This window comes from Nocardioides sp. NPDC058538 (assembly GCF_042719275.1).
Classification (GTDB): Bacteria; Actinomycetota; Actinomycetes; order Propionibacteriales; family Nocardioidaceae; genus Nocardioides.
Map to the genome: position 1 here is coordinate 1 of NZ_JBHXNY010000072.1, position 5,807 is coordinate 5,807.

Sequence of the window (5,807 nt, forward strand, 5' to 3'; positions counted from 1 at the left end):
CGGGCACTCCTAGATGAGGCACCGAAGGTGTTTCGCGGGCACTTTTCGTGAGTCTCGTCGCGTCCTTGACGCCGGACCAGATCGAGAAGACCCTCAAAGCAAGGGTCGGCGGTCCACGGTCCCCCGAAGAAACGGTCCCCGACAACTGCCAGAACGACCTCAACAAGGTCGAACACCACGGCCAGACCCCGAACCTGACCGTGTTGGTCTCGACACGCTCGCTAGCGCTCGCGGCTCGACCAGCGGGGGGGCAGCAGCGGCTCGACCAGCGGAGGGGGCGGGGGCAGCAGCGGCTCGACCAGCGGAGGGGGCGGGGGCAGGAGCGGCTCGGTCAGCGGGGGCGGCAGCGGCTCGACCACCGGAGCAGGCAGGCTCGACCACCGGGAACGTCAGTTCTTTACTAACCTGACAGCGTGCCCCACACCCCCGACCCGTCCCCGACGCGCCCACCGGTCTGGATCTCGATCGCCTCGTTCGTGAGCAGCTTCGACAGATTCGTGGTGAGCCCGATCCTGGTCCTGGTGGCAGCAAGCTTCGAGGTCTCGGTGGGGCAGGCGGTGGCGATCGCGAGCGGCTACTACCTGGCGTACGGACTGTGCCAGCCGTTGTGGGGAGCACTCTCGGACCGGTTCGGAAGAGTCCGCCTGATGCAGGGAGCGCTGATCGGGGCGGGGATCGCGGGCATCGCGTCCGCGGCGGCACCGAACCTGATCACGTTGGTCGTGCTGCGGGTGGTCGCGGGAGCGTTCTTCGGGGCGATCGTGCCAACCTCGCTGACGTACGTCGGGGACACCGTCTCCGACACCCACCGACAGCGGGCACTGTCCGACCTGATGGCCGCGATGGCGGTCGGAACCGCGCTGGCCGCCGCCGCGGCGGGGATCACCGGACAGCTGGCCGGGTGGCGGGTCGTGTTCGCGGTGCCGGCGGTCGTGGCGCTGGTCAGCGCCTGGGGTCTGAGGAAGCTCGCCGAGCCGCCACGAACCACCAACGGCGGGGTCAGAGCCGCGTTCCGGGCGGCGCTGAGCAACCGCTGGGTGATCGTGGTCGGGCTGCTGGTCTTCGTCGAGGGCGGTCTGGTCCTGGGCGTACTCACCCTCCTCGCCCCCGCCCTGCAGGCCCAAGGCGTCGACGCGGCGCGAGCGGGGCTGGCTGCGGCTGCGTACGGCATCGCGGTCCTGCTCTCCTCGCAGGTCCTCAAGGCTCTCACCCGACGAGTCCCGCGCTGGGCGCTGATGGCGATCGGCGGAATCGCCCTGACCGCCGGGTACGCCGCCGCGACCGTGACGGTCTCGGTGCCGACCATCATCGGCATCGTCGTGATGCTCGGGATCACCTGGGCGTTTCTGCACACCTCGCTGCAGACCTGGGCCACCTCGATCGTCCCCGAGGCCCGCGGCACCGTGGTCGCGTGCTTCGCCGCCTCGCTCTTCATCGGCAGCTCCATCGCCGCGGTGATCGCCGGCCCGGCCGCGGACCACAACCAGTGGCACACCCTCTTCACCGCCTGCGCCGTCACCGCCGCGGTCCTCACCGTCGCCTGCGTCCTCACCTACCGCGCCTACACCGCCCGAGAGGCAACACCGACGGGCGCGGACATCGCCACCGACGTCTAGAACGGGTCAGCGCTGGTGGGCGCGGATGAGCTGCTCGTACTGGTCGGTGATCCGGCTCCAGGTGAACTCGGCGGAGTGACGAGCCCGCGCGGCCCGCGACAGTGACACCGTTAGCTCCGACTCGGAGAGAACCCGCTCCAAGGCGGAGACGATGCCGGCCTCGTCGGAGAAGTAGAGGGCGGCGGCGTCGGCGACCCAGCGGTTGTAGCGGTTGTCGTGGGCGATCACGGCGTTGCCGCAGCCGAGGGCCTCGACCAGGGAGGGATTGGTGCCGCCGACCTGATGACCGTGGACGTACGCCACGGAGTGGAAGCGCAGGGCCGAGACGATGTCGGTGTCGTAGATCGCGCCGAGGAAGACGACCTCGTCGCTGGCGGCCTCGAGGACAGCTCGCTGGTAGTCGTCGGACGGGTCATAGGAGCCCAGAACCACCAGCTGCCGGCCCCAGCGGCGGCTGGAGAAGGCCCGGACGACCTCGAGGATGCTGTTCTCCGGCACCGGTCGGGCGACCAGGGTGAGGTAGGAACCCGGCTCCAGCCCGTGGTCGAGCACCGCCCACTCGGGAGCGTCGACGATGCTGGGGGCGCCATAGGCGATCGTGGTGATCTTCTCGGCCGGCACCCGGGTCGCCAGGTGGCGGGCGATCTCAGGATGGTCGGCGATGAGGTGGTCGCCCAGCCAGCAGGCGGCCCGCTCCTGCGTCCACAGGAACGCCTTCTCGGGGCCGGACCAACGGGCCCGCTTCCACTCGATGCCGTCCATGTTGATGATGTTGGGGATGCGGCGGGAGCGCAGCACCGAGTTGAGCGCGCCGGTGTTGTAGCCGAACGTCACGCAGACGCTGCCGTCCTGAGCGGCCTCCCGGGCGGCATGCCGCACCGCGCCGACGTCGAACTCGATCGTCCCGCGCGGACCGTCGTGACGGGCCGGCACGTGGACGCGCTCGATGCCCTTCCACGAGTCGATGCGCAGGTCCGCGTGCGGCTCGTCGTCCTGGCAGTAGACGACCACCCGCCAGCCGCGGTCGACCAGGTCGAGTCCGATGTTCTCCACCGCGGTCTCGAAACCGCCGTGGGCTGCGGGCACGCCACGGGTCCCGAGCATCCGTACAGTTGGGGTCACGTGGGGTTGACTCCTAGTTTCTAGGAGCCGAAGGCTCCTATTTTCAACACAAGGAGCCATCCAATGGCATCCGCGTGGACCGCGGTCCCGAAGTCGGGGTCATATACCCCAAATCGATTACGAAACCGCAGGTCCGCGAGTGAGCACGAACTGGCGCAGCGCGTCCGGATCGTCCAGATCGACGTACTCGAACCCGTCGACCGCCGCCGGCGCCTCGCCGATCGCGCACATGGAGTCGTAGACCTGCACGTACGCCGCCGACTGCGGGCCCCAGTCGAGCACCTTGGCCGCGCGCTCCCGCGCACGCAGGGCCAGCTCGACCCGCAGGTCGGGATCGTCCAGCAGCGACTCGACCGCGTCGGTGAACGCGGCCACGTCCCCGGACGGGACGAAGAGCGCGGCATCCTCGGCGGAGACCCGAGTCTCGACCAGGTCGAAGGAGACCGACGGCAGGGCGTACGCCATGTACTCCATCGTCTTGTTCATCGTCGAGACGTCGTTGAGCGGCGTCTTCAGGTCAGGACACAGACCGATGGTGGCGGCGCTGAGGTGCTGGGAGATCAGCGCCGAGCCGGCCCGCCCGGTGAAGGTGACGACATCGTCGAGGCCCAGCTCCGTGCAGCGGCGCTCGAGATCCTCGAGGCAGTCGCCGAAGCCCATCAGCACGGCGTCGACATCGCTGCGGCCGCGCCGGTGGACGAGCTCATCCATGACCTCCAGCACCGTGTCGACGCCGTCCTGGGGACCCATGATCCCGAGGTAGACCAGGGTGTGGCGGTTGGCGTCGGGCGCCGGGTCGTGCGGCCGCACCGGGCGCATCACCGAGGTGTCCGGTCCGCTGCGGACGACGGTCACGTCCGCGGGGGCCATCCCGCCGCGGGTGATCGCGACCTTCCGGTAGGACTCGTTGGTCGAGATGACCTGGTCGGCGGTGGCGTACGTCTGCTTCTCGAGCCAGCGCAGCGCAGCCAGCTGGGCGCGGCCGGACAGGGAGGTCGGGGTGCCGAACCGGGAGAGGAAGAGCTCGGGGTTGAGATCGTGCTGGTCGAAGACGAACCGGACGCCACGGCGCTTCCAGATGCGGGCCAGCAGCCAGTAGGTGTCGGGCGGGTTGCACGCCTGCATGATCGCGAACGGGCGGTCTCGCCAGACCTTGTTGGCCAGCAGCGCCGTGCGGATCCAGCAGTAGACGAACTCGAGCAGATAGCCGAGCACGCCGCGGGCCTGCGGCGCGGGCCGGTACTTGTAGATGCGTACGCCGCCGAGCTGCTGGCGCCCCGGATCGCCGGGGCCCTTCGGGCAGATGACGCTGACCTCGTAGCCGCGCGCGACCAGCGCCTGGCACTCGAGCCAGACCCGTCGGTCCAACGGCACCGGAAGGTTCTGGACAATGATCAGCACGTGCGTCTTTGCCACGCCATGTCTCTGCTGGGCTGCGTTGACCATGTGAGAAGCGTTGAGGGTGCTGAGACCGGCTTGTCGGGCATCTGCGGCCATATCCCCGAATCCGGGGATCGTGAGTGGCGACGCCGGTGCCGGAGCGGCCTGCGGCTCCTAGCCTCGCATCCTGTGAACCCGCTGGCCGAGCGCATCCGATCCGTACGCACCCGACCCCGGTCGTATGCCGTGATCGCGGACCGGCGGACGTCGGTCGGCGCGGACGGGCTGGTCGGCGCGGCCGAGGAGCTCCGGCTCGCCCTCGTCACGGCCGCGGGCGTCCCGCGGCCGCTGGTCGCCGTCTCGCTGCCTCTCTCCACCGACGCGGTGGTCGCGCTCGTGGCCGCGATCCTCGGCGATCTCTCGGTCTGCTTCGTGGACCCCTCGGCGGCCGAGGAGCACCGCCGGTCCCTCCTCCAGGCGCTGCATCCCGACGTCGTGCTCGACCGGTCGGGGATCCGGGCGGTCGCCTCGTCTTCCTCCCGCTCGTCGCTCGAGGCCGGGTACGTCGCGATGTCCTCCGGCTCCACCGGTGGCGGCCCCAAGGGGGTGCTGTCATCGTGGGCCGGGATCGACGCCTTCGTCCCGCACGGCGCGGCAGCGCTCGACCTCGGCGCCTCCTCGGTGTGGGCCGAGGTCTCACATCTCTCCTACGACCTGGCGATGACCAACCTGCTGGTCGCCCTGGCCGCCGGCTCCTCCCTCCACCTGTCCGGTTCGCTGGGCGACCGGCTCCGCCCACTCGGCTTCTGCGCTCGCGTCGAGGCGACGCACCTGCGGCTGGCTCCCCGGTTCATCGACCTCGCTGCCAACGAGCGCACCGGTGCCTCTCCCCGGAGCCTGCGGGTCTGGGGCTCGGGCGGCGACCGGCTCTCCGCCGCCGACGCCCAGCGCGTCTTCGACCTCGGCGTCCCGACCGTCGTCAACACGTACGGCACCAGCGAGACGATCGGCTTCGCCAGCGCCGCCCGGTTCGACGCCGGCGACGACCTCCCGACGGTCCACGGCGCGGTCGGGATCGGACGCGGGGCGGTCGGGGCGTGGCGTACGTCCCTGGAGTCGGCGGGCGAGATGCTGGCCATCGAGTCGCCCCACCTGCCCGGCGGCTATCTCTTCGGCTCCCCGAACGGCGAGTACCCGCGCTGGGACGGGCCGGAGCGGGTGCTGACCGGCGACGTCGGGGCCCGGCGCGGCGAGGAGCTCTTCTGCCTGGGCCGTGCCGGCCGCCGGGTGAAGCGCAGCGCGAGCTTCGTCGACCTGGACGCGCTCGACGCCGAGGTGAAGCAGGCCTTCGGCCTCGCCACCTTCACCGCCGCCACCCCCGAGGGCGACCTGGTCAGCCTCGTCGAGGGCCCGGGGGCTCAGCTGGACGATCTCCGTCGGAGCCTCCCGACGGTCCTCCGACCTGACTCGGTCCCCGACGTGCTCGTCCCCGTCCCCCAGCTCCCCCGCCTCGGCAACGGCAAGATCGACCAGGCCGCGGCTCAGGCGCTGGTCTCGACCGCCGGCTGACCCCGCGGGTCACCCCCGCTGACCACCCCACCCCCGCTGGTCGAGCCGCCGGAGCCGCTAGGCGGAGGCGTGTCGAGACCAACACGGTCCCATCGAGCGCGGAGGGCACCGTGTTGGTCC

Annotated in this window: 4 protein-coding genes; 2 read left to right on the forward strand and 2 right to left on the reverse strand. The window is 70.7% G+C overall.

Features of this window, described 5'->3' with window-relative positions; genetic code table 11:
* The first annotated feature begins 413 nt into the window (after nucleotides 1-413).
* Nucleotides 414-1,616: an MFS transporter gene (locus tag ACFWQC_RS28190; RefSeq protein ID WP_378686112.1), complete on the forward strand. Its 1,203-nt coding sequence runs from the start codon at nucleotides 414-416 to the stop codon at nucleotides 1,614-1,616.
* Nucleotides 1,617-1,622: 6 nt separating this feature from the next.
* On the opposite strand, the gene ACFWQC_RS28195 is transcribed toward ACFWQC_RS28190, so the two are convergent.
* The gene (locus ACFWQC_RS28195) at nucleotides 1,623-2,738 is read right to left on the reverse strand and encodes a DUF1972 domain-containing protein (protein ID WP_378686115.1); all 1,116 of its coding nucleotides are present in this window, start codon (nucleotides 2,736-2,738) and stop codon (nucleotides 1,623-1,625) included.
* 117 nt (nucleotides 2,739-2,855) lie between these two features.
* Nucleotides 2,856-4,154, reverse strand: a complete 1,299-nt coding sequence (locus ACFWQC_RS28200; RefSeq protein ID WP_378686119.1) for a glycosyltransferase family 4 protein — start codon at nucleotides 4,152-4,154, stop codon at nucleotides 2,856-2,858.
* Nucleotides 4,155-4,307: 153 nt separating this feature from the next.
* Here ACFWQC_RS28200 and ACFWQC_RS28205 point away from each other — a divergent pair, with 153 nt between their 5' ends.
* Nucleotides 4,308-5,687 carry an AMP-binding protein gene (locus ACFWQC_RS28205; RefSeq protein WP_378686122.1) on the forward strand — a complete coding sequence of 460 codons (1,380 nt, stop codon included), beginning with the start codon at nucleotides 4,308-4,310 and terminating at the stop codon, nucleotides 5,685-5,687.
* Nucleotides 5,688-5,807 lie beyond the last annotated feature (120 nt).